This is a genomic window from Pseudomonas sp. KSR10 (assembly GCF_022355455.1).
GTDB classification, from domain to species: domain Bacteria; phylum Pseudomonadota; class Gammaproteobacteria; order Pseudomonadales; family Pseudomonadaceae; genus Stutzerimonas; species Stutzerimonas stutzeri_E.
Window position 1 is genome coordinate 604,274 of record NZ_JAKOEN010000019.1, and the last position, 22,816, is coordinate 627,089.

The window sequence follows — 22,816 nt, forward strand, 5'->3', positions numbered from 1 at the left end:
TTTCATGACACATCGCATCGTAATCGTCGGCGGCGGCGCCGGCGGCCTGGAGCTTGCCACCCGCCTGGGTAGAACGTTGGGCAAGCGCGGCAAGGCCCGCATCACGCTGATCGACGCCAACCTGACGCATATCTGGAAACCTTTATTGCATGAGGTGGCCGCCGGCTCGCTGAACTCATCCGCCGATGAGCTCAATTACGTCGCCCAGGCGAAGTGGAACCACTTCGAGTTTCAGATGGGCCGTATGAGTGGCCTGGACCGGGAACGCAAGTGCGTACATCTCGCCGCCTCGTTCGACGAGCATGGCGTCGAACTGGTGCCGGCTCGCACGCTCAGCTACGACACCCTGGTGATCGCAGTCGGCAGTACTACCAACGACTTCGGCACCAAGGGCGCGGTCGAGCACTGCATTTTCCTCGACACCCGCGAGCAGGCCGAACGCTTCCACCGCCAACTGCTCAGCCGTTACATGCGCGCCCACGCCAGCGAAGGTCACCACAGCACCATCGACATGGCCATCGTCGGTGCTGGCGCTACCGGTGTCGAGCTGGCCGCGGAACTGCACCACGCCGCGCGCGAACTCGCCGCCTACGGGTTGGACGGCATCAAGCCGGAAAACGTCCATATCACGCTTATAGAAGCTGGCCCGCGTGTTCTGCCAGCGTTACCGGAGCGCATCAGCCAACCGGTACACCAGACTCTTCGCGACCTGGGCGTGAGCGTGCTCACCGACGCCGCAGTCAGTGAAGTGACGGATGAAGGATTGCACACCAAGAATGGCGACTTCGTACCAGCTACGCTGAAGGTCTGGGCGGCCGGCATCAGAGCACCGCACTTCCTGCGCGAAATAGATGGCCTGGAAACCAATCGAATCAATCAATTGCAGGTACTGCCAACCCTGCAGACCACGCGAGACGAAAACATATTCGCCTTCGGCGACTGCGCGGCCTGCCCGCAACCGGACAGCGACCGCAACGTACCACCGCGTGCACAGGCCGCACATCAGCAGGCCTCCATGCTCGCTAAATCGCTCGCCCGACGACTCCAAGGGCAGAGCCTGCCCAGTTATCGCTACCGCGATTATGGCTCCCTGATTTCCCTGTCGAGCTTTTCCGCCGTCGGCAATTTGATGGGCAACCTCACCGGCAATGTCATGCTCGAGGGCTGGCTGGCCCGGATGTTCTATGTTTCGTTGTACCGAATGCACCAGATCGCGCTGTACGGAGTCGCGCGCACAGGGCTGATGATGATCGGTGACAAGCTCACGACCAGCACGGTACCCCGCCTCAAGCTGCACTGACCGAACGCACAGAGCCAGCACCGCCCTACACGAGGACGGTGCCGGCAGAACATGGCGCAACCATGACCGGGTGACCGCGAAATAATTGGCAGGCAATAAAAAAACCGGAAGATTCGCTCGGAATCTTCCGGTTCTCATGCCTTTCTGCAAGGCAGTTTGGTGGGTCGTGTAGGATTCGAACCTACGACCAATTGGTTAAAAGCCAACTGCTCTACCAACTGAGCTAACGACCCAAAATTGGTCGGGGTAGGGGGATTCGAACTCCCGACATCCTGCTCCCAAAGCAGGCGCGCTACCGGACTGCGCTATACCCCGATTGGAAATTGGCTCCGCGACCAGGACTCGAACCTGGGACCCAATGATTAACAGTCATTTGCTCTACCGACTGAGCTATCGCGGAACTATCACTTCCAGCTCGTTGGATGGTTTGCTGTGCCGCCTTGCAAACCCCCCTCAGAGGCGCGCCATTTTACGGTTCTCGACGCGCCTGTCAACAGAAAAAATGCGATTTACTACAATGCTTTGCGAGTTACCTCAGCCCTCCCGTCGAGCGACGGCAACGAGCCCGTCGCAATGACCTCAGCGCCGCCCGCATGGGCGGCTCTTTGCCAGGCTCACGCTTTGGCGAAGCGGATCTCGTCGCCCTCCACTTTGCCGACGATGGAAGAACCCTGCTCGAACGCGCCAGACAGTATGTTCTGCGCGAGCGGGTTCTCGATCCAGCGCTGGATGGCGCGTTTCAGGGGTCGCGCACCATAGACCGGGTCGTAGCCAACGGCAACCAGCTTGTCCATGGCCTCGTTGCTGAGCTCCAGGCTGAGCTCGCGCTCTGCCAGGCGTTGCCGCAGACGACCGAGCTGGATCTGCGCGATACCTGCGATCTGCTCGCGGGCCAGCGGGTCGAACACCACCACCTCGTCGATACGGTTGATGAACTCGGGGCGAAAGTGATTGCTTACCGCATCCATCACGGCTGCGCGTTGAGCATCAGGATCACCCACCAACTCCTGAATCTGGGTCGACCCCAGATTCGACGTCATCACGATCACGGTGTTGCGGAAGTCCACCGTACGCCCATGGCTATCCGTCAGGCGGCCGTCCTCAAGCACTTGCAGCAGAATATTGAACACATCGGGATGCGCCTTCTCGACCTCATCGAGCAGCACTACCGAATAAGGCTTACGGCGCACTGCCTCGGTCAGGTAACCGCCTTCCTCGTAGCCGACGTACCCCGGCGGCGCGCCGATCAGACGTGCGACCGAATGCTTTTCCATGAACTCCGACATGTCGATGCGGATCATCGCCTCCTCGGTATCGAAGAGGAATTCGGCCAGCGCCTTGCACAACTCGGTCTTGCCCACGCCGGTCGGGCCAAGGAACAGGAAGGAACCGCTGGGACGATTCGGATCTGCCAGTCCGGCGCGCGAACGACGCACCGCGTTGGCGACCGAGACAACTGCCTCGTGCTGCCCGATTACGCGCTGATGCAGCAGGTCTTCCATCTTGAGCAACTTCTCGCGCTCGCCTTCGAGCATCTTCGACACTGGAATGCCGGTCCACTTGGAAACGACTTCGGCGATTTCCTCGTCGGTGACCTTGTTGCGCAACAACTGATTCTCGGTCTTACCGTGCTGGTCGACCATCTGCAGGCTGCGCTCCAGATCGGGAATGATGCCGTACTGCAGTTCGGCCATACGCGACAGGTCGCCCTTGCGCCGCGCAGCCTCCAGATCGGCCTTGGCCTGCTCGATCTTCTGCTGCATCTGAGCCGAGCCCTGCACTTCAGCCTTTTCCGACTTCCAGATTTCCTCCAGGTCGGCGTATTCACGCTCCAGCTTGACGATTTCATCATCGAGCTTGGCCAGACGCTTCTTGGTTGCTTCGTCGTCCTCGTTCTTCAGCGCCTCACGCTCGATCTTCAATTGGATCAGGCGGCGATCGAGGCGATCCAGCTCCTCCGGTTTGGAGTCGATTTCCATGCGAATGCGGCTGGCCGCCTCGTCGATCAAATCGATGGCCTTGTCAGGCAGCTGCCGGTCGGTGATGTAGCGATGCGACAGTTTCGCCGCAGCGATGATCGCGCCGTCGGTGATGGAAACGCCGTGGTGCACTTCGTAGCGCTCTTTCAGGCCTCGCAGAATGGCAATGGTGTCCTCCTCGCTCGGCTCATCGACCTGCACGCGCTGGAAACGCCGCTCCAGCGCCGCATCCTTTTCGATGTACTGGCGATACTCATCGAGCGTGGTCGCACCAACACAATGCAGCTCGCCTCTGGCCAGCGCCGGCTTGAGCATGTTGCCCGCATCCATGGCGCCCTCGGCCTTGCCGGCACCGACCATGGTGTGCAGCTCGTCGATGAACAGGATGACCCGCCCTTCCTGCTTGCTCAGCTCGTTGAGCACCGCCTTCAGACGCTCCTCAAACTCACCGCGAAACTTGGCGCCAGCGATCAAAGAGCCCATGTCCAGTGCCAGCAGACGCTTGTCCTTGAGCCCGTCCGGCACCTCGCCGTTGACGATGCGCTGGGCCAGACCTTCGACGATCGCGGTCTTGCCGACGCCAGGCTCGCCAATGAGCACGGGGTTGTTCTTGGTACGCCGTTGCAGCACCTGAATGGTTCGGCGGATCTCATCATCGCGACCGATCACCGGATCGAGCTTGCCGTCCTCGGCGCGCTTGGTCATATCGACGGTGTATTTGTCCAGCGCCTGACGCGACTCCTCGGCGTTGGGATCGTTGACCGCATCGCCACCGCGCAGATTGCTGATGGCGTTTTCCAGTGCTTTCTTACTCACTCCCTGGGCCAGCAAGAGCTTGCCCAGTCGGGTATTGCCATCCAGCGCGGCGAGCAGCACCAGTTCGCTGGAGATGTACTGGTCACCCTTCTGCTGCGCCAGTCGGTCAGCCTGGTTCAACAGGCGCGCCAGATCCTGCGACATGTTCATGTCGCCCGTAGGGTTCTGGAGCTTGGGTAACTGATCCAGCTCCTTAGTCAGCGCCTGGCGCAAGCCGTTGATATCGAAGCCCACCTGCATCAACAGCGGCCGGATCGAACCACCCTGCTGATCGAGCAGCGCCTGCATCAAGTGCAACGGTTCGATAGACGGATGGTCGAGGCCGACGGCGATGGATTGGGCATCGGAGAGCGCAAGCTGCAGCTTGCTGGTCAATCGATCGATACGCATGTAATCACCCTTTCTGGTTTGGCAGGCCGGCGCACTCAATCGCACCTCGACAAAAGCCTGCGAGATGGAACTTAGATGAGGTTGATTGTTGGAGATTCAAGCCGAATGGCATTGACGCAGGTCATCTCGGCGACGCACCGCGCGACCTGGCCGCCTCAGCGGAGGCACCGAAACAGAACCGGCGCTCAGTCGAGCCAGATCAGGCTGGCGAAGCGACCGGTGCGGGCAGAACGGCGATAGGAATAAAAACGCGGGTCGTTGACCGTACAGAAGCCGCCACCGAACACCGCCGTGACGCCGCAAGCGGCCAGACGGATGCGGGCGAGCTGGTAGATGTCAGCCATGTAGCGGCCGGCGTTGCGGCTGAGGGAAAAGGCTTCGGCTGTGACGGCATGCTGTGACACGAACGCCTCGCGCACCTCCGCACCGACCTCGAAGGCCTCGGGTCCGATCGCTGGGCCGAGCCAGGCTATCAGCTGTGTGCCAGGAATGCTCATGGATGCAACGGTAGCCTCGAGTATGCCCGCGGCCAGCCCGCGCCAACCCGCATGCGCGGCCGCGACCCGGGCCCCGACGAGGTCACAAAACAGCACCGGCAGACAGTCGGCGGTCAATACGGCGCAGGCGATGCCCGGCGCGCCCGTCCAGCTGGCATCGGCGGTAGGACAGCCGCGCGGATCGGCTTCGACTGCGATATTCGAATGAACCTGACTCATCCAGGCCGGCTCGCAACCGAGCACGCGGCGCAAATTCAGACGATTGGCAGCCACTGCATCCGCGGCATCGCCAACATGGTCGCCCAGATTGAAACTATCGAAAGGCGCCGGGCTCATCCCACCGCCACGGGTCGTGACGCACGCCCGCACGCGGGCAGGCGCCGGCCACTCGGGACGGATCCAGTCCGCTGGCCAGTCGCTCACCCGACGAACGCCTCACGGTCCTGCTGCAGCAGGGTGAGTAACCAGACGAAATCGTCCGGCAATGGCGACTCCCATTTCAGCCGTTTCCCCGTGACCGGGTGATCGAGTTCGAGGAAGCGCGCGTGCAGGGCCTGGCGCGGGAAATCGCGCAGCGTTTGCACCATGGTCGGATTTGCCGCCGGCGGAATGCGGAAGCGCCCGCTGTACAGCGGATCGCCCACCAGCGGATAGCCGATATGCGTCATGTGCACACGGATCTGGTGCGTGCGGCCGGTCTCCAGCTTGACCCTGACATGCGTATGCGAACGGAAGCGTTCGAGCACGCGGTAATGGCTGACGGCGGGCTTGCCGCCTTCGACCACAGCCATGCGTTGACGCTGCTGACCGTGGCGCCCGATCGGCGCATCGACCGTGCCACCAGTGATGATCACGCCAATGACGATGGCCTCGTAGATGCGACTGACGCTGCGCGCCTGCAGCTGCTCGACCAGACGCGTCTGCGCCTGCAGCGTCTTGGCCACGACCATCAGCCCGGTAGTATCCTTGTCCAGGCGATGCACAATACCGGCGCGCGGCACATTGATAATGTCCGGCACATGATGCAGCAGGGCATTGAGCAGGGTGCCATCGGCATGACCGGCGGCGGGATGCACCACCAAGCCAGACGGCTTGTTCAATACGAGGATGTGCTCGTCCTCGAAGACGATATCCAGCGGAATGTCCTGGGCCACCCATTCACCCTGTGCCTGCTGTTCGGCAGACAATTCCAGAACCGCGCCGGCATGCACCGTGTCACGCGGGCGCAGCGCGGCGCCATCGACCGTAAGTAGCCCATCCTTGATCCATGCGGCGAGGCGTGACCGGGAATGCTCAGAAAACAGCTGAGCCGCGACCTGATCGAGGCGCTGTCCACCGAGGGCGAACGGCACCTCGGCGCGGAGATGAATGGCCTGGGTGGAGATCGTGGACATAATTAAGGGCGCTTCATAAATAGGGAGAGGCAATAATGCGGTTCGACGAGACAGGCGATCGGCAACTGCGCGCGACAATGGTCGCGATGTTCGGGTCGACTGGCATGCCGCATGGTTGGGCAACCCGCCAAGGAACCTCTTCGACGGAGACACAGGTGGGGCTTTGGTTTCGACAACACGCTTGTGTTTAAATACGGCGTCTTTGTCCCGGCCAGCCGGGGCGCCCATCATAACAGGACGGCTCCGCGCGAGACAGCCAGCCGTCACAGGGACGCAAGCCGCCATGCGAGTGAAACACCTGCTGCTGATCGCCATTTTCGCCCTTACCGCTGCCTGTTCGTCCAACGAAACTATTAGCGAAAACCTCGGCGAAGCGGAACTCTACCGTCAGGCGCAGGCCGACCTGGACAGCAAGAGCTACACCAGCGCTATCAACAAACTGAAGGCTTTGGAATCCCGCTACCCCTTCGGCCGTTTCGCCGAACAGGCGCAGCTGGAACTGATCTACGCCTACTATCGCAACACAGAGCCAGAAGCCGCTCGCTCTTCCGCAGACCGTTTTATCCGCCTGCACCCGCAGCACCCTAGTGTCGACTATGCCTATTACCTCAAAGGGTTGGCCTCCTTCGACCAGGATCGCGGCCTGCTTGCACGCTTTCTGCCGCTGGACATGACCAAGCGTGACCCGGGCGCCGCGCGCGACTCGTTCAATGAATTCGCTCAACTGACCACACGTTTTCCGAACAGTCGCTACGCGCCGGACGCCAAGGCGCGGATGGTCTACCTGCGCAACCTGCTGGCCGCAAACGAGATCCATGTCGCCGACTATTATCTGCGCCGCCAGGCTTATGTCGCCGCTGCCAATCGCGGGCGTTACATCGTAGAAAACTTCCAGGGTCCCCCCGCCGTTGGCGATGGCCTGGCGGTCATGACCGAAGCCTACCAGCGCCTGGGGCTGGACGACCTCGCGAACACCAGCCTGGAAACGCTCAAGCTCAACTACCCGGAACATCCAAGCCTGGAAGACGGCAAGTTCGTGCCTCGCCAGCAGGAAGCCGACAATCGGAGCTGGTTGTCCCGCGCCACCCTCGGCCTGATCGAAACGGAAAATAAGGCCCCGGACAGTTCGCAATCCAACCGCGACGTGGTACGTCAGTATGAGAACGCCGCCCAGGATCTTCCGGATGAGCTGCGTCCGGTATTGAGGGATGCTGGAGCGGAAAATGAACAACAAGACGAAGGCCGCTCTTGGTGGAGCTATCTGACCTTCGGCCTGTTCGACTGAGACGCCCACGATACCGGCAACATCGACCAGAGTGCACCACCACGCACGGAGCCTGCCAGATCGGCAGGCCCGCATGGCTTAGCCAGGAAGTAGAAATATGGGTCTGTTTCGCCTGTTGTTCTGGATCGTTCTGATTGCCGCAGCGTTCTGGCTCTGGCGTCGACTGACGAGCAAGCCCACTACGGCCCGTAAACCGCAAGAAACCACCGTGATGACGGTTCGCTGCGCGCAGTGCGGCGTGCACCTGCCGCGTGAACAGGCGCTGCAGAGCCAAGAGCGCTGGTATTGCAGTCAGGCCCACCTGGAACAGGACCGTCAATCGGGTGGGAACTGAGCGCCTGACGTTTCTCGGCCTCCAGGGCCGGCGAATCCTTCGGCTCTACCATCTTTATCGCGTCGCGATCGGCCTCGTGCTGGTCCTGCTCATCAGTAGCGACCTGCACAACGACCTGATGCGCATGATCAACCCGGCGGCGTTTTACCACGGCGCCTGGCTCTATCTGATTCTCAACATCCTCATCGCCGTGCTGCTGCAGAACCCGAAGCGGGAGCTGCCGGTGCTGGCGCTCGCGCTGCTGGACGTCACCCTGCTCGCGGCACTGTTCTATTTCGCCGGCGGCACACCCAGCGGGATCGGCAACCTGCTGATTGTCGCAGTCGCCATCGCCAACATTCTGCTGCACGGGCGCATCGGCTTTTTCATCGCCGCGGTGGCCGCGACCGGCCTCATCTACCTGACCTTCTACCTCAGCCTCAGCGACACCGCGGCCAGCAGTCAGTACGTCCAGGCCGCGGCGCTGGGCACGCTATGCTTTGCCGCCGCGCTGCTGGTGCAAGGCCTGACTCGACGGCTGCAGGTCAGCGAAACACTCGCCCGCCAACGTGCCGAGGAAGTCGCCAATCTCGAAGCGCTGAATGCCCAGATCCTGCAGCGTATGCGCACCGGGATCATCGTGCTCGACCCGCAGGAGCGCGTGCTGCTGGCCAACCAAGGCGCACTTGAGCTGCTCGGCCAGCAATCATTGACCGGCGAGCGTCTGGCCCCTCGCTGCCCCGAGCTGATCAGAGCGCTTCAGCAATGGCGCGACAATCCAACCCTGCGCCCGCGCAACTTCAAGGCAACGCCGGACGGCGCCACGCTGCAACCAAGCTTCGCCGCGCTGCAGCATGGGGTAAAGCAGGACACCCTGATTTTTCTTGAAGACACCTCGCAAATCGCGCAGAAGGCCCAGCAGCTCAAGCTCGCCTCGCTCGGCCGACTAACCGCCAGCATCGCCCACGAGATCCGCAATCCGCTCGGCGCAATCAGTCATGCGGCGCAGCTGCTACAGGAATCCGACGCGCTGGATGCAGGCGATTTGCGTCTGACGCAGATCATTCAGGATCATTCTCGACGCATGAATCTGGTCATCGAGAACGTGCTTCAGCTGTCACGCCGCCGGCAAGCCGAACCGCAGTTGCTGGACCTAAAGTATTGGGTACACCGGTTCGCCAGCGAATTTCGCGAGTCGCTGCCGCCTGACCAGCGCATACACGTGGAAACCCGCGGCAGCTCGCTGCAGACTCGCATGGATCCGAACCAGCTGATCCAGGTGCTGACCAACCTGGTGCAGAACGGCCTGCGCTACAGTGCTCAGAAAAATGGCCAGGCGCAGGTATGGCTGCAGGTATTCCGCGATGAGACCAGCGATTTGCCGGTGCTCGAGGTCCTCGACGACGGGCCCGGTGTGCCGTCCGAGCAACTGCAGAATATCTTCGAGCCCTTCTTCACGACAGAGAACAAGGGCACGGGCCTGGGGCTCTATATTTCACGAGAACTCTGTGAAAGCAATCAAGCACGCCTGGACTATCGTGAACGAGATGAGGGTGGCAGCTGTTTTCGCATCGTTTTCGCGCATCCGCGTAAGCTGAGCTGAGGCGTGCCAAGCAGGCACAGGTCACAATCAGCCACGGTCGCGGTACAAAGCACGCACTGTAGCGTTAACATTGCGGCCCCGCGCCACCCGTCAGCTAAAAGACCGAGACCATGACCGCCCGCCAGAAAGCGCTGATCATCGATGACGAACCCGATATCCGGGAACTCCTGGAGATCACCCTTGGACGCATGAAGCTGGACACCCGCAGCGCCCGCAATCTCAAGGAAGCTCGCGAGTGCCTGGCGCGCGAGCACTATGATTTATGCCTGACTGACATGCGTCTGCCGGACGGCTGCGGACTGGAGTTGGTGCAGTTCATTCAGCAGCAGTATCCGCACCTGCCCGTGGCAATGATCACCGCCTATGGCAGCCTCGACACCGCCATCGGTGCGCTCAAGGCCGGAGCTTTCGATTTTCTGACCAAGCCGGTGGATCTCGGGCGGCTACGCGAACTGGTCAACACCGCGCTGCGGCTGCGTAATCCGAACCCCAACGAGCTGACGGTCGATAGTCGCTTGCTCGGCGCCTCGCCCCCTATGAACGTGCTGCGCAAGCAGATCGGCAAACTGGCGCGCAGCCAGGCGCCGGTCTATATCAGCGGTGAGTCGGGCAGCGGCAAGGAACTGGTGGCACGGCTGATCCATGAGCAGGGCCCACGTCATGAACGTCCATTCGTTCCGGTCAACTGTGGTGCGATCCCGTCGGAATTGATGGAAAGCGAGTTCTTCGGGCATAAGAAAGGCAGTTTCACCGGTGCCATGGAAGACAAACCGGGTCTGTTCCAGGCAGCCAATGGTGGCACGCTGTTTCTCGATGAGGTGGCCGACCTTCCCTTGCCAATGCAAGTGAAGCTGCTGCGCGCCATTCAGGAAAAAGCCGTGCGTTCGGTTGGCGGGTCCAAGGAAGTCGTGGTCGATGTACGGATTCTCTGCGCTACGCATAAGGATCTGGCCAACGAAGTCACCGCTGGGCGTTTTCGCCAGGATTTGTACTATCGCCTGAATGTCATCGAGCTACGTGTGCCGCCGCTGCGCGAGCGCCGCGAAGACATTGCCCAGTTGGCCGAGGTCATGCTCCGTCGCCTCGCCCAGGAATGTGGCGATACGGCCGCCCGCCTGCATCCCGATGCGCTGGCGAAACTGCAGAGCTATCGATTCCCGGGCAACGTACGCGAGCTGGAAAACATGCTGGAGCGCGCCTACACACTCTGTGAAGGTGAGGAAATCAAACCCAGCGATCTGCGCCTGTCCGACGCGCCGGGCATAGCCGAAAACGGCGAGGCAAGCCTTGCGCAGATCGACAATCTCGAAGACCACCTCGAGGAAATCGAGCGCAAGCTGATCATGCAGGCACTGGAGGAAACCCGCTGGAATCGCACCGCGGCGGCCCAGCGTCTGGGCCTGTCGTTCCGCTCCATGCGCTACCGTTTGAAGAAGCTCGGACTGGATTGAACCGCAAGCGGCGGCGGCCCCTAAGAGCCGCCTGAGCTTTACCCCTGCGACAGCAGATTGCGCAGATCGATGATCGCCGCATTGGCCCGCGAGATATAGTTCGCCATCACCAGCGAATGGTTGGCCAGCACACCATAACCGCTGCCGTTGAGCACCATCGGACTCCAGAGCGGCTCCTGTGCCGCCTCGAGTTCACGAATGATCTGCCTGACGCTGATCGCCGCGTTCTTCTTGGCCAACACGTCAGCGAAGTCCACTTCGATGGCACGCAGAAGATGCGACAAGGCCCAAGCTTGCCCTCGCGCTTCGTAAAACACGTTGTCGATCTGCAGCCAGGACGTCTCGACGCGTTGCTCCTCGACCACCTGCTGTACCCCTTCACGTTCCAACTCAGGTGCCACGCGGGCATCCAGGCGTACCCGGCCGACGCTGGCCGACAGTCGCTGCGACAGCGACCCCAGCCGGGTCCCTACATCCCCCAGCCAGTTATTGAGATTGTCGGCGCGCGAATAGAATTGCGCCTTGGGCGCGGGATCGCTCAGGCGTGCCAAATAGCGATCCAGGAAGCGGATGCCGTTACGGTATTCCGATTCGCTAGCCGGCAGCGCCCAGCTGCGATTGTCGAAATTGAACAAGGGTTCGGCCTTGGACAGGTCGGCATCCTCAGTAGACTGGGACTGGGAACGCGCGAAATCCTTGCGTAGCGCACGGCTGAGGTCACGAACCTGAACCAGCACGCCGTATTCCCAGCTGGGCATGTTATCCAGCCACAGGCCGGGAGGCGCGATGTCGTTGGTCAGGTAGCCACCCGGCTTGTCCAGCAGGGTGCTGGCAACCTGCCTGAGCGTTTCGACCGTGGTGTAGCCGTTGACGATCTGCCGTTGTGACGTTTCGGCTGCTTGCCGCACATGCTGTTGCACTGGGAAACGGTCGGGCTCAGAGCTCCAGTACCAGCCCACCAGCAGCGCAACCAGCAAGTAGAGTCCGATCGCCACGGCGAGAGCCAGCACTAGCGGGTTACGTGTCGCCCCTTCCGCTCTGGCGGTATTTCCCGATGAGCCGAGGCGGCCAAAGCGGTTCTTCCAGTCCAACATGGGCGTCTGTCCTTCTTTCGGAGTTCAAGATTCGACCACCGGTAACGGGGAGCGTTACGGCGTGTGAACCACTATAACGCAGCTCATCCACAGCAAGCCCCATAATGAGAACCAGACCGCTTATACAGCGCCTTTGCAACGCCCATACAGTGGTAGCATCACGCCACCATAGCGACCTCTGAAAGCACTGCGCCAGCGGGCCAGGGAACCGGACATGTCGGACCAGGAAGAACTAAAACAGCACTTCGCGCAACGAGTCATCCATCAGGCACGCGAGGTGCTCGAAGTTTGGCAACAGCTGCAGCGCGGCGAATGGAACGACAACTACCGGACCGCGCTCGCTGACGCAAATCAGCGCTTGCGTCGATTTGCCGAGCGCTTCGAGCAGACCGAGCATCGCCAACTGGCACTCGGCATCGATAGCTGCCTGGCTGATATCAAGGACAACCGCGGACGTTTATCGAGCGACACCATCGCCACGCTCAGTCAATTGGTCTATCGCCTCGCGCGTACCGGTCTTCGTCACGGCGACCCGCGTGGGCAATCGGGCTACGTTCCGCCGTTGAGCAAGCCCGTCTACATCGCGCTGGACGACCATGAGCGCGCCAAGCATGTGGTCCGGCAACTCGAATTCTTCAGCATGGCCGCTCGGGCTTTCACCAGCGACAGCGAATTTCTGGCCGCCATGCATGAGCGCCATCCCGCGGCGCTGGTCATGGATGTCGACTTCAACGGCTCCGGTGAAGGCCTGAAGCTCGCCGAACGCGTGCAGCAAGGTCTGGAGGAGAAGCTGCCATTGATCTTCTTCAGCCATCAGGAAACGGATACCCCGATGCGGCTGGCCGCCGTACGTGCCGGTGGGCTGGAATTCTTTACCGGCACCATTGACGCTTCGAACCTGCTGGAAAAGATCGAAATTTTCACCCGTACCGCCCACTACGAGCCTTTCCGGGTGCTCATCATCGATGATTCACGTGCACAGGCGACGCACACCGAGCGGGTTCTGAACAATGCCGGGATAATCACCCAGACGCTCAACGAGCCGATTCAGGCCATCAACTATTTGGCCGAGTTTCAACCCGACCTGATCATCCTCGACATGTACATGCCTGAATGCATGGGTACCGAGTTGGCCAAGGTGATTCGTCAGCACGAACGCTACGTGAGCGTACCGATCATCTACCTGTCGGCAGAAGACGACCTCGAAAAACAGCTCGATGCGATGAATGAAGGGGGCGATGATTTCCTGACCAAACCGATCAAGCCCAGCCATCTGATCGCCACAGTGCGCACCCGTGCCGAGCGAGCACGCAACCTTAAGGCCAGAATCGTTCGTGATAGCCTCACCGGGCTCTACAACCATACACACAGCCTGCAATTGCTCGAGGATGCCAGCTCACGCGCACGCCGCGACGGCCAGCCACTGTGCTTCGCCATGATCGATATCGACCATTTCAAGAAGGTCAACGACACCTATGGACACCCCATGGGCGACCGGGTCATCAAGAGCCTGGCCCTGTTCCTCAAGCAGCGTCTGCGCAAGACCGACCATATCGGTCGCTATGGCGGCGAGGAGTTCGCTGTGGTGCTGCCAGATACCCAGGCGGAAGACGCGGTGAAAGTGCTCGACGATATCCGTCAGCGTTTTGCCGAGATACGCTATCCGGCGCAACAGGCGGATCTCTGCTGCACCTTCAGTTGTGGTATCGCCGAACTGACGCCAGACGCCGACATCAAGTCGCTGACCCAACAAGCAGATGAAGCGCTTTATCGTGCGAAAAACGCCGGTCGTAACCGAGTAGAGCGGTTCCTCCTGTCACGCGAGTGACATCAAATAGCCATACATTGCTGACCTCCCCAACGACCGGAGGTCAGGATGCGTCTGAAGTCGATCACCACCCTCAACACATGCCTGCTCGTTGCAATCTGCCTCGCATTAGGCATCACGCTCTGGTGGTCGGAGCGGGCGCTACAGCGTCCCTATCAGCTGATGGATCGCTACCTGGGCCTTTCGCAACGCTTCGAACATGAAGTTGCCAGTAACATCCACGGTTATCTAGCTGACGGCAACGCGGTACGCCACAACGCCGCGATGCAGGCGCTGGACAGTCTGGCAGACGATGTAGCGGTCTTGCCGAGCCAGTTCGCCGACCGTCTACGGCCCAGCCTTGCGCAGCTCAATCAGTTCACTGCCACTGAGCTTCTGGCTGCTGGCAAACTCGCCGGAGATCCACAGGGTCTGCTCTTGCAGGCCGAACGGGAGATGGCCGGCGCGCTGGCGCAGTTGCAGCGTTATACGACGCAAAGCACTCAGCCGACTGCAAGCCGATACCAGATGCCCCTGTTCGAGTCCGTCCGCCAGCTGCTGCGCCTCAGCCATGCACGCGGCAAGCTGGTGAGCAGCGGGCGGGACGAATTGGCGACGGAAGTGGAGCAGGCTCTGCAGGCGCTGGGCGAAGAAGCCAGCAAACTTGATTCGCTGCCCCTGCTTGGCATCGCAACCGAACAACGCTCCGGCGCCAGCGCTTTCGCCGCATTGCTTGATCTGGATGACCAACCACAGGGGCCGACCAGCGAAGACCAGGGCATCTCGCTCAAGCGCGACTTGCTCGCTCTGATCAAACGCTATCCCGGCGAGCTTCAGCGGACCCGCGAACTGATCCTCCAGCGCAGCGAACTGTTGGCCAGCAGCGAACAGAAAATCGCCGCTCTGCAACGTGCGCTTGCCGAGCTGGAGCCGGTGATACGCGCCGAGCATGGACGGATCCAATCGGAAGTACGCATTATCCAGGGCACGATCATCGCCCTGATATTGCTGATTGCCTTTGCGATCGATCGCTTGCAGCGCCAGCTGACGCGCGCACTGGGGCAGCTTGTACCCGTCCTTTCAGCCTGGGCGGGAGGTAATTTCGAGAAGCCCATCGGGCTTCGTTTCCGAACGCCGGAAATGAACGAGATCGGTGCCTCGCTCAACCAGCTGCGCAGCTATTTACTCACCCTCGTCGGCACGCTGCGCCAGCATGCCCAGGCGGTAACTGGCAATAGCCGCAGCCTCGCGGAACTGAGCGGTGATCTGCATCAGAGCGCCAGCCGCCAGAACAGCGATACCGCTCAGATTCGAGACTCTCTGGAGGAACTGGAAGCAACCATCCAGGCCGTGGCCAACGGTGCCGGGCAGACGGCCGAAGCCGGTCGCGCCGCAAGCCAGGCGGTCAACCACGGCCAGACCGTCATCAGCAAGAGTCTGACGGGGTTGCATAGTCTGGTTAGCGAAGTGCAAAACAACGCACGCGCGATTGAGCATCTGGCCGACGAAACCGGCACCATCGGCAAAGTGCTGACCGTGATTCGCTCGATCGCCGAGCAGACCAATCTGCTGGCGTTGAATGCCGCGATCGAGGCCGCCAGAGCTGGCGAGCAAGGTCGCGGTTTCGCCGTAGTCGCCGACGAGGTGCGCACACTGGCGCAGCGCACCAGTGGCGCCACCGATGAAATTCAGCAGTTGATCGGCAACCTGCAGCTGGCCGCCCACCAATCCGTCGAGGCCATGCGAACGCAGGTCAATCATGCCGAAGCGACCGCCCAACTGGCCGAAACCGCCGACTCCGCACTCAATCAGATCGTCGTCACTATCGGCTCAATCGAACATATGGCCGTGCAGATTGCCGATGCCACCGCACAGCAGAGCGAGGCGGTAAGCGAGATCCGCGATCACAGCGAACGCATCCATCAGCTCGGTGACAGCAATCTGGCGCACATCAATCGCGGCCGCGAGCAGAGCGAACGGATGCTGCACCTGGCCAGCGAACTGAACCAGGCGACGCTTGCCTTCAAGGACTAAGCGCGCCCTGCCCAGTCGTGAAGTGGCCAGAGCCGCTGATAGCGGCTATCAACGTGGCGCGACGGGACGCTGGGAAGGCTTGCGCCCCTTGCCGGATGGCTTGCCGCCACCGGCAGCTGCCTTGCGCCGGGCCTCGGCCGCGGCCTTGGCCTGCTCGCGCTTGTCCCAAGCATTACCATCATGGCTGCGCGGTGGCAGGCCATTGTGCTGGGTGAGGATCTTGCCGCCCTGCCCGGCCTTCTTGCTACCGACCGGGGTGGAGTTCTTGCGCCGCGCGCTCTGGTAACCCTCGGTGGCTGGCTGGTGCGCCGGGATCAGCTGATGCTTGCCATTGCCGATCAGGTCGGCGCGGCCCATGCGGATCAGCGCCTCACGCAGCATCGGCCAACCTTTGGGATCGTGATAACGCAGAAATGCCTTGTGCAGACGGCGCTGCTCCTCGCTCTTGACCACGGTGACGCCTTCGCTCTTGTAGGTCACCTTGCGCAGCGGATTCTTGCCGGTGTGGTACATCGCAGTAGCCGAGGCCATCGGCGACGGATAGAACGCCTGCACCTGGTCAGCGCGGAAGCCGTTACCCTTCAGCCACAGCGCGAGATTCATCATGTCCTCGTCGGTGGTGCCGGGGTGCGCGGCGATGAAGTACGGGATCAGGTACTGCTCCTTGCCCGCCTCCTTCGAATACTTCTCGAACATCCGCTTGAACTTGTCGTAGCTGCCGATCCCCGGCTTCATCATCTTGTCCAGCGGGCCCCGCTCGGTGTGCTCCGGCGCGATCTTCAGATAGCCACCAACATGATGGGTGACCAGCTCCTTGACGTACTCCGGCGACTCGACGGCGAGATCGTAGCGCAGCCCGGAGGCGATCAGGATCTTCTTCACGCCAGGCAGCGCCCGCGCCTTGCGGTACAGCTCGATCAGCGAACTATGGTCGGTATCGAGATTCTCGCAGATACCGGGGAATACGCAGGACGGTTTGCGGCAGTGCTTCTCGATTTCGTGGCTCTTGCAGGCCAGACGATACATGTTGGCGGTCGGGCCGCCGAGGTCGGAGACCACGCCCGTAAAGCCCGGCACGTTCTTCATCTCCTCGATCTCATGCAGGATCGACTCGTGGGAACGGCTCTGGATGATTCGGCCCTCGTGCTCGGTGATCGAGCAGAAGGTGCAGCCACCGAAGCAGCCACGCATGATGTTCACCGAGAAACGGATCATTTCGTAGGCCGGGATCTTCGCCCCGTTATAAGCCGGGTGCGGAACGCGCGCATAGGGCGCGGCGAACACGTAGTCCATCTCCTCGGTGGTCAGCGGAATCGGCGGTGGGTTGAGCCACAGCTCGTGATCATCGTGACGCTGCACCAGTGCGCGGGCGTTGCCGGGGTTGGTCTCCAGGTGCAGCACACGGTTTGCGTGGGCGTATAGCGCCGGGTCGTTGCGCACCTTCTCGAACGACGGCAGGCGGATCACCGTGCGGTCACGCTCGAGTTTCGGGTGCGGCAGCAGCTCGACCGGCTTGGCCTCGTTGGGATCGTCCTGCGGGCCCTTGTCCTTCTCGATGGCGCAGGCAGAAAGGTCCTGGGTATTGACGTAGGGGTTGATGATCTTGTCGATCTTGCCCGGCCGGTCGATACGGGTCGAGTCGATCTCGAACCAGCCGTCCGGTGAATCCTTGCGGATGAACGCGGTGCCGCGCACGTCGGTGATGGCTTCGATCGACTCACCCCGGGCCAGGCGCTGCGCCACTTCGACGATGGCGCGCTCGGCGTTGCCGTAGAGCAGGATGTCGGCCGTGGCGTCCATCAGGATCGAACGACGTACCTTGTCCGACCAGTAATCGTAATGGGCGATGCGGCGCAGCGAGGCCTCGATACCGCCGAGTATCACAGGCACATGTTTGTAGGCCTCCTTGCAGCGTTGGCTGTAGACCAAGCTGGCGCGGTCCGGTCGCTTGCCGGCCAAGCCGCCCGCGGTATAAGCGTCGTCAGAGCGCACCTTGCGATCGGCAGTGTAGCGATTGATCATCGAATCCATGTTGCCGGCAGCAACCCCGAAGAACAGATTCGGCTCGCCGAGCTTCATGAAGTCATCTTTGCTCTGCCAGTCGGGCTGACTGATGATGCCAACGCGAAATCCCTGCGCTTCCAGCAGACGACCGATAATGGCCATGCCAAACGATGGATGGTCGACGTAGGCGTCCCCGGTGACGACAATGATGTCGCACGAATCCCAGCCTAGCTGATCCATCTCCTCCCTGCTCATCGGCAGGAACGGTGCCGGGCCGAAACACTCGGCCCAGTACTTGGGATAGTCGAAAAGGGGCTTGGCTGCGTGCATGGCGAGGAACCGGGGCAACGAAAACGGGCGCGGAATATAGCACAAAAAATGACCAAATCCGACTGCTACGCGGGGTCTTATCGGCCTTCGCGACGGGCGCGCGCCTTGTCACTTTCGCCCGCTATAATCGCGCGACAATATTGCCTCAAGCCCGGGAGTATTCGGTGCGCACCGTCCTTTTCGCCTTGCTCCTGAGCCTTTGCAACCAGGGCTCAGCCCATGCCGAAACCGCCGTCCTCAGCGCCAGCGACAGTGGTCGCAGCTTGAACGAGCAGGTTGCGTTGCTGGCGGACCCAGGTGCGCAACTGAGCGTGGCCGACCTGCAACGCCCAGAGGTTCAGGCGCGCTTTCAGCCAGCCGAGGGCAAAGCCAGTGTCGGGCAAAGCCCGCACCCCTGGTGGATCCGCGTCAGCCTGCAACGAAATAGCGACGCGCCATCGCAGTGGTGGCTGGAGGTCGGATCGGTCACCCTTAAGGACCTCCGCATCTATTTGCCGGACGGCAACGGCGGCTGGATTGAGCGGCAATCCGGAGAGCTGGTGAGTTTTGACGAAGGACGTGACCATGCCTATCGGCGCATGCTGTTCCGCCTTCCGCAGCTCAGCGACCAACAGCCATCAACCTTCTATCTGCGCAGCTACGACCCGGCCGGCAATTCCTTTCCACTCAAGGTCTGGCAGCTCGACGCGTTGCAGGAACAGGCGGTAGGCGAGAACCTGTTTCTCGGCCTGATTTATGGCGTCATCCTGGCGATGCTGTTGTACAACCTGTTCATCTTTCTCAGCCTGCACGACAACGCCTACTTCTGGTATGTGGTAACGACCAGCGGCGCGTTACTGATGATCCTGGCGATGACCGGCCATGGCTTTCAGTACCTCTGGCCGGACGGCCCGGTACCCTTCTGGCTCGACCGCATCAGCATCCCGGCGCTATGGGGTTTCAGTGCCTGCCGCTTCACCCAGACGCTTTTGCAGACGCGCCAGTTCGTGCCCTGGGCGCACCGCCTACTGACCTTTGCCTTGACCCTTTATGTCACCGCCGTGCTGCTCAATGCCTTTGGCTGGCGCGCGTTCGGCGCCTGGGTATTCGTGGCGCTGGCGCTCACCGCCATCCCTGCCTCGCTGTGGGCGTCGTTCCGTCGCTGGCGTCAGGGTTACTTCCCAGCATTGCTTTATCTGCTCGGTTTCGGCGTGATCCTAGGTAGCGTCAATCTGCTTTTGCTACGTGCCACCGGTGTGGTTCAGCCCGCGGCCTGGAACGCCTACCTCTTCCCACTGGCGGTGACCGCGGAATCCATCCTGTTCTCCTTCGCGCTGGCCTACCGCATCCAGATCCTCAAGCAGGAGCGGGCAGCAGCTCTGGAACATGCCGATAAGGAAAAGACCGCACGACTGAAACAGGTTCAAGCCAGCGCCGAGCAGCTCAGCCTCGCCGTGGAAACCCGCACCGCCGAGCTCGCCGAAGCCAACCGACATCTCAGCGAACGGGAGGTCGAATTGAAGCAGGTCGCCTTCCACGACCCGCTGACCGAGCTGCCCAACCGCCGCTATCTCATCGAGCGTGTCGAGATGGCGTTGAGCGACGCTCGACGCCGCCACGAATCCGTCGCCCTGCTGCTGATCGACCTGGACCATTTCAAACCTATCAACGACAAGCACGGCCACGATGCCGGCGACCTGCTGCTGCGCACGTTAGGCCAGCGCCTTGCCAGCCAGCTTCGCGACAACGACATGGCAGCCCGCCTCGGCGGCGATGAGTTCGCCGTGCTGTTGACTGGTCCAAATGTAGAGCAGGTAGCCGGACGCATCGCCGAGCGATTGCTGCAGGAGCTGTCGCAACCCGTACCCCATGGCGAGATTAGCCTGGCGGTCACGATCAGCGTTGGCGCTGCGTTCTTTCCCCATCACGCGGAGGACTTCGCTCAGCTCTACAAGGCAGCGGACCAGGCGCTCTACCGCGCCAAGCATCAAGGCCGCGGGAAGTGGATGCAGCAGGATGGGCAACGAGCGTCGGAGAATCAGCCAACGTAGCGGCGCGGCACCCGGCCGGTGACTTTGGTCAGCAGCTCGTAGCCGATAGTCCCGCAGGCCTGCGCCAGTTCGTCGATCGGCATTTGCGCACCCCACAACTCCACCCCATCACCGAGCTGCGCCTGCGGCACGTCGGTTAGATCGACGGCCAGCATATCCATCGACACCCGACCGGTCAGCGGCACGCGCTGGCCATGGATCACCACCGAGGTGCCGGAAGGGGCGGTGCGCGGATAGCCATCGGCGTACCCACAGCTGACGGTGCCAATCCGCGAGGCGCGCTGTGCCACCCAACCGGCACCGTAGCCCACACTTTCACCAGGCTGCAGCTCACGAATCGCGATCAGCGCGCCTGTCAGCGTCATCGCGGGCTTGAGCCCTAGCGTCTGCGCGCTCAGCTCTGAGAAAGGCGTGGCGCCGTACAGCATGATACCGGGACGAATCCAGGCCATGTGCGCCTGGGGCAGCGTCAGCACAGCGGCTGAGTTGGCCAGCGAACAATTGTCGAACGCCAATTCCAGCAGCTCGCCACAGCGCTCCAACTGAAGCCCGGTCAGCGGATGGCCGCGCTCGTCGGCGCAGGCAAAGTGGCTGATCAGATTCAGCTCGGCAACCTGTCCCAATCCTTTGAGCTGCGCATGGCACAGCCGCAGGCCTTCCAGGGTGAAGCCCAGCCTGTGCATGCCCGAGTCGAGCTTCAGCCAGACGTTCAGTGGACGGGACAGATCAGCGGCTAGCAACCATTCGGCCTGGCGCTGGTCCTGTATGGCGACATCCAGCCCCAACTCGGCGGCTCGCAAATACTCGGCGGGCTCGAAACAGCCTTCGAGCAGCAGAATCCGCGCGCCCGGCGCGCTGGCGCGAATATCTTCGGCCTCTTCCAGGCAAGCCACGGCAAAACCGTCGGCAATCTCACGCAACGCTGTCACCGTCTCGCGCGCGCCATGCCCATAGGCGTTGGCCTTGACCACCGCAAATGCCTGGCGACCGGGAGCGCAACGTTTGGCCAAGAGATAATTGTGACGAAGCGCGGACAGATCTATGGTTGCAACTAGGGGGCGCATGGAGCGGGCTCTGCGGGGGTACTGGAGCCAATCATCTTAACTCTCGCCCCTCAAGCTGCAAACGTCTGGCGATCAACAACACTTACCGGGCGCCACGAAACTGCTCACTCAGCAGTGTGTGCTGTTAAGCCGACCTAAGCGCACCAACCTTCCAGCACGCACCAGCCGCCAGACGAAGCCCGCTGAGGCTACTGACAGTAAGCTGTCAGTAGCCCTGACTTAGAGTGGTCTACGCAGGCCAAAGCACGCCATCCACGGCACTCGCCTGCTGACATTGCCATTCCAAGGAGAGAGAGATGAATGCAATCAACTGGTTCGAACTGTTCGTCAGTGACTTCGAGCGCGCCCGTCGGTTCTATGAGCAGGCCCTGGCAACCTCGCTGGAGACAATGGAGGGCATGGGCGGACGCATGGCCCTGTTTCCCCACGGCCCGGACAACGGCGTCGGTGGGTGCCTGAGCCACGCGCCTGAACAGCAAAGCGGTATCGGCGGCACTCGGATCTATCTGAATGTCGAAGGGCAACTGGCTGACGTGGTGAACCGGGTACCGGCGGCCGGGGGCGTGATCATTCAGGGCAAGATGTCCATCGCTCCCCATGGTTACATCGCTGTGATAAAAGACAGCGAAGGCAATGAAGTAGGCCTGCACAGCATGTCCTGACCCGCCACCCGGGCGGGCGAGCAATCGCTCGCCCGATCATCGCGACCGCCAAGGAAGAGCATGAGACGCGCCGACCGCCTGTTCCAGATCGTCCAGTTCCTGCGCAGCCGTCGCCTGACCACGGCGCAGTGGCTGGCCGAGCGCCTGCAGGTCTCGGTGCGCACCATCTACCGCGACATTCAGGATCTGTCACTCTCCGGAGTGCCGCTGGAGGGCGAAGCTGGGGTCGGTTATGTGCTGCGCCAGCCCATGGATCTGCCGCCGCTGATGTTCGAACGTGAAGAGATCGAAGCGCTAGTGGTCGGTGCGCGCATGGTCAACGCCTGGGCTGACCCCGACCTGCAGCGGGCCGCTGAGTCGGCACTGGCGAAAATCCACGGTGTGCTACCCGCTGCCCTGCGTGAAGAGCTCAATGGCAACCGCCTATTCGCCCCGGAGGTGAACGTCTATCCGGTGCATTGGCTCGGTCAGCTGCGCCAGGCGATCCGTCAACGACGCAAGCTGCAACTGAGCTACCGCGACGAAAGCGGGCAAGCCAGCCTGCGGCGTATCTGGCCGCTGGGCCTGTTCTTCTGGGGGCAGACCTGGACGCTGTGTAGCTGGTGCGAGTTGCGCAATGGCTTTCGCAACTTCCGCATAGACCGGGTGGACAGCCTGGACGACCTCGACGAGACCTACCATCCGGCCCCTGGGCAGCGACTGGAGGACTATCTCGCCCCGTATCTGTGTGGCGAGGCCATGACACCGGTCTACAGATCCTGAA

16 protein-coding genes and 3 tRNA genes are annotated in these 22,816 nt (G+C 61.6%); 10 read left to right on the forward strand and 9 right to left on the reverse strand.

Going from position 1 to position 22,816, the window contains the following annotated elements:
• The first annotated feature begins 4 nt into the window (after positions 1–4).
• A complete protein-coding gene (locus tag MCB86_RS11730) occupies positions 5–1,300 on the forward strand; it encodes an NAD(P)/FAD-dependent oxidoreductase (RefSeq protein ID WP_239611052.1) in 1,296 nt (431 codons plus the stop codon).
• A 157-nt stretch (positions 1,301–1,457) separates the two neighbouring features.
• On the opposite strand, the gene MCB86_RS11735 is transcribed toward MCB86_RS11730, so the two are convergent.
• The 6 genes from MCB86_RS11735 to rluD form a co-directional block, all read right to left on the reverse strand.
• Positions 1,458–1,533: transfer RNA gene (locus MCB86_RS11735), tRNA-Lys, on the reverse strand.
• 5 nt (positions 1,534–1,538) lie between these two features.
• A tRNA-Pro gene (locus MCB86_RS11740) sits at positions 1,539–1,615 on the reverse strand.
• A 9-nt stretch (positions 1,616–1,624) separates the two neighbouring features.
• Positions 1,625–1,700 (reverse strand) — tRNA-Asn (locus tag MCB86_RS11745).
• A gap of 214 nt (positions 1,701–1,914) precedes the next feature.
• Complete coding sequence (gene clpB, locus MCB86_RS11750; protein WP_239611054.1) at positions 1,915–4,485, reverse strand: ATP-dependent chaperone ClpB; 2,571 nt, start codon at positions 4,483–4,485, stop codon at positions 1,915–1,917.
• A gap of 185 nt (positions 4,486–4,670) precedes the next feature.
• The gene (pgeF, locus tag MCB86_RS11755; protein WP_239611056.1) at positions 4,671–5,405 is read right to left on the reverse strand and encodes a peptidoglycan editing factor PgeF; all 735 of its coding nucleotides are present in this window, start codon (positions 5,403–5,405) and stop codon (positions 4,671–4,673) included.
• Complete coding sequence (rluD, locus tag MCB86_RS11760) at positions 5,402–6,376, reverse strand: 23S rRNA pseudouridine(1911/1915/1917) synthase RluD (protein ID WP_045160768.1); 975 nt, start codon at positions 6,374–6,376, stop codon at positions 5,402–5,404. Before rluD ends, pgeF begins: the two co-directional genes overlap by 4 nt.
• 283 nt (positions 6,377–6,659) lie before the next feature.
• Here rluD and MCB86_RS11765 point away from each other — a divergent pair, with 283 nt between their 5' ends.
• The 4 genes from MCB86_RS11765 (at position 6,660) to MCB86_RS11780 (ending at position 11,028) form a co-directional block, all read left to right on the forward strand.
• Entirely contained in the window at positions 6,660–7,661 is a 1,002-nt protein-coding gene (locus MCB86_RS11765) for an outer membrane protein assembly factor BamD (RefSeq protein WP_239611058.1), read from the forward strand.
• Positions 7,662–7,758: 97 nt separating this feature from the next.
• Positions 7,759–7,995 carry a PP0621 family protein gene (locus MCB86_RS11770; RefSeq protein ID WP_045160766.1) on the forward strand — a complete coding sequence of 79 codons (237 nt, stop codon included), beginning with the start codon at positions 7,759–7,761 and terminating at the stop codon, positions 7,993–7,995.
• Positions 7,985–9,577 carry an ATP-binding protein gene (locus tag MCB86_RS11775; protein ID WP_045160765.1) on the forward strand — a complete coding sequence of 531 codons (1,593 nt, stop codon included), beginning with the start codon at positions 7,985–7,987 and terminating at the stop codon, positions 9,575–9,577. Before MCB86_RS11770 ends, MCB86_RS11775 begins: the two co-directional genes overlap by 11 nt.
• Before the next feature lie 110 nt (positions 9,578–9,687).
• Positions 9,688–11,028, forward strand: coding sequence for a sigma-54 dependent transcriptional regulator (locus MCB86_RS11780; RefSeq protein WP_045160764.1), 1,341 nt, complete (start codon positions 9,688–9,690; stop codon positions 11,026–11,028).
• Positions 11,029–11,066: 38 nt separating this feature from the next.
• On the opposite strand, the gene MCB86_RS11785 is transcribed toward MCB86_RS11780, so the two are convergent.
• Positions 11,067–12,122: a DUF2333 family protein gene (locus tag MCB86_RS11785; protein WP_045160763.1), complete on the reverse strand. Its 1,056-nt coding sequence runs from the start codon at positions 12,120–12,122 to the stop codon at positions 11,067–11,069.
• A gap of 214 nt (positions 12,123–12,336) precedes the next feature.
• On the opposite strand from MCB86_RS11785, the gene MCB86_RS11790 reads away from it, so the two are divergent.
• Complete coding sequence (locus MCB86_RS11790) at positions 12,337–13,950, forward strand: PleD family two-component system response regulator (protein ID WP_045160762.1); 1,614 nt, start codon at positions 12,337–12,339, stop codon at positions 13,948–13,950.
• Between the two features lie 48 nt (positions 13,951–13,998).
• Positions 13,999–15,963: a methyl-accepting chemotaxis protein gene (locus MCB86_RS11795; RefSeq protein WP_239611060.1), complete on the forward strand. Its 1,965-nt coding sequence runs from the start codon at positions 13,999–14,001 to the stop codon at positions 15,961–15,963.
• A 48-nt stretch (positions 15,964–16,011) separates the two neighbouring features.
• On the opposite strand, the gene MCB86_RS11800 is transcribed toward MCB86_RS11795, so the two are convergent.
• On the reverse strand, positions 16,012–18,297 hold the full coding sequence (locus MCB86_RS11800) for a YgiQ family radical SAM protein (protein ID WP_045160759.1): 2,286 nt from the start codon (positions 18,295–18,297) through the stop codon (positions 16,012–16,014).
• A gap of 164 nt (positions 18,298–18,461) precedes the next feature.
• On the opposite strand from MCB86_RS11800, the gene MCB86_RS11805 reads away from it, so the two are divergent.
• The gene (locus tag MCB86_RS11805) at positions 18,462–20,327 is read left to right on the forward strand and encodes a diguanylate cyclase (RefSeq protein WP_239611062.1); all 1,866 of its coding nucleotides are present in this window, start codon (positions 18,462–18,464) and stop codon (positions 20,325–20,327) included.
• Here the strand turns inward: MCB86_RS11805 and alr are convergent.
• Positions 20,315–21,391, reverse strand: coding sequence for an alanine racemase (alr, locus tag MCB86_RS11810; protein ID WP_239611065.1), 1,077 nt, complete (start codon positions 21,389–21,391; stop codon positions 20,315–20,317). The two genes, MCB86_RS11805 and alr, sit on opposite strands and share 13 nt — an antisense overlap.
• A 296-nt stretch (positions 21,392–21,687) precedes the next feature.
• Here alr and MCB86_RS11815 point away from each other — a divergent pair, with 296 nt between their 5' ends.
• Positions 21,688–22,053: a VOC family protein gene (locus tag MCB86_RS11815; RefSeq protein WP_239611067.1), complete on the forward strand. Its 366-nt coding sequence runs from the start codon at positions 21,688–21,690 to the stop codon at positions 22,051–22,053.
• 60 nt (positions 22,054–22,113) lie between these two features.
• Positions 22,114–22,815: a YafY family protein gene (locus MCB86_RS11820; RefSeq protein WP_239611069.1), complete on the forward strand. Its 702-nt coding sequence runs from the start codon at positions 22,114–22,116 to the stop codon at positions 22,813–22,815.
• The last annotated feature ends 1 nt before the right edge of the window (position 22,816 follow it).